2 protein-coding genes and 1 pseudogene are annotated in these 1,644 nt (G+C 65.9%); all 3 read left to right on the top strand.

Going from position 1 to position 1,644, the window contains the following annotated elements; genetic code table 11:
- Window positions 1-362 (top strand): porin (locus tag ACFO3A_RS15630; protein ID WP_377728230.1); only part of this gene is annotated, 362 nt, incomplete at its 5' end.
- A 4-nt stretch (window positions 363-366) separates the two neighbouring features.
- The gene (locus tag ACFO3A_RS15625) at window positions 367-1,404 is read left to right on the top strand and encodes a zinc-binding dehydrogenase (RefSeq protein WP_377728229.1); all 1,038 of its coding nucleotides are present in this window, start codon (window positions 367-369) and stop codon (window positions 1,402-1,404) included.
- 153 nt (window positions 1,405-1,557) lie between these two features.
- Window positions 1,558-1,644: pseudogene (locus ACFO3A_RS15620) on the top strand (IS5/IS1182 family transposase); the annotation flags it as partial.

Genomic DNA, 1,644 nt, shown 5'->3' with positions numbered 1-1,644 from the left:
TGGGCAAGACCAAGCTGGCCGCCAACTACATGCAGCGCAGGAACGAAGCCGCCGTCCAGGCCCAACGCAAAAGCACCCTGTGGTCGCTGGGCGTGTCCCACCCCCTGACCACCGCCGTGACGCTGGAAGCCCAGTACTACGGCTTCGATTACAAAAACAGCGCCGACGGTGCCCAGATGCTGGTGCTGCGCGGCACCTATGCCTTCTCCAGGCGCACTGCCGCCTACACCACGGTGGGCTTCATGCGCAACGATGGCAAGGCCCGGTTCTCGCCCTCGGTAGGTGCCAGCAACACGGCCCTGGCGCCCCTGGCCGGACGCAATCAAACCGGCCTGATGGTCGGTTTGCGCCACGCGTTCTGACGCCATGCAGGCCGCCTTCATCACCGGCCACGGCGGCAACGACGTGGTACAGGTGGGGGAGCGCAGCCTGCCCGCACGCGCACCCGGCCAGGTGCGCGTACGCATGCAGGCCGCAACCCTCAACCAAGTGGATTTGTACATGCGCAACAGTGGTGCCGGCATCACCCACCGGCTACCGCAAACCTTGGGCCTGGACGGCGCAGGCATCGTGGAGGAATGCGACAGCGACGACCCGCTGCTGCGCCCCGGGCAGGAAGTGGTCATTCACCCCGGCGTGGCCTGCGGCCGCTGCGAGTTCTGCCAGGGGGGCGACAGCGCCCTGTGCGCCCGCATCCAGTTCCTGGGGGAGCATCGGGACGGCACCTTTGCCCAGTGGGTGCAGGTGCCCGCCGCGCAACTGTTTCCCAAACCCGCGCACCTGGACTGGGCCGAGGCCGCCGCCCTGGGCGTCAACCACCTGACGGCCTGGCGGATGCTGTTTTCCAGAGCGCGTCTGCAACCCTGGGAGACGGTGCTGATCTTCGGCATCGGCGGCGGCGTCTCGCTGGCCGGGCTGCAACTGGCGCAGGCCATCGGCGCACGGGTCATCGTCACCTCCCGCGAGGACGGCAAGCTGGAGCGGGCACGCCTGCTGGGCGCCGCCCATGGCATCAACAGCCGGACGCAGGACGTTGCCAAAGAGGTGCTGTCCCTGACCGGCGGACGGGGCGTGGATGTGGTGCTGGAAAACGTGGGGGAAGCCGTCTGGCCTTCGGCCCTGAAATCGCTGGTGCGCGGTGGCCGCCTGGTCACCTGCGGCGCCACCACGGGCGACCAGCCCGGTGCCGACCTGCGCCGCCTGTTCGTGCGCCAGTTGCAGATCTTCGGCTCCAGCCTGGGCAACCTGGGCGAATTTCGCGACCTGCTCCATTTCGTGCAGCGCACCGGCCTGCGGCCCGTCATCGACAGCCGCTTTGCCCTGGGCGATGTGCATACGGCGCTGAACCGTCTGGAATCAGGCCGGCATTTCGGGAAGATCGCACTGCATCTTGGCGATGCCTGAAAGCAACAGCCATGGGTGCCATGCCCGGTAGCGGGATGGCACCCTGGAAAATGAAAATTAAAAAGCAGAGCTGCCAGCGCTTACCCAGTAAGCGCTAGAAGCCAAAAAGGCTAAGAACGTGTTTACGATCTTTTTGCCCCCGACAATCCTTGGGTGAAAAGAAAGCCGTACCCAAGCGACATCAGTCGAGAGAAATTTGCCGAGATCGAGCCGCTGTTGCGCAGCGTTCGACGCAGCACC

The sequence above is a fragment of the Comamonas nitrativorans genome (assembly GCF_042654765.1).
In the GTDB taxonomy this organism is placed as follows: domain Bacteria; phylum Pseudomonadota; class Gammaproteobacteria; order Burkholderiales; family Burkholderiaceae_C; genus Comamonas; species Comamonas nitrativorans.
Note: the sequence above shows the minus strand (reverse complement) of the source record. Positions and strands in the feature narration are given on the sequence as shown.

Excerpts from the sequence above, each read along its gene's own strand:
- ACFO3A_RS15625 (WP_377728229.1), top strand. The coding sequence starts at position 367 with ATGCAGGCCGCCTTCATCACCGGCCACGGCGGCAACGACGTGGTACAG.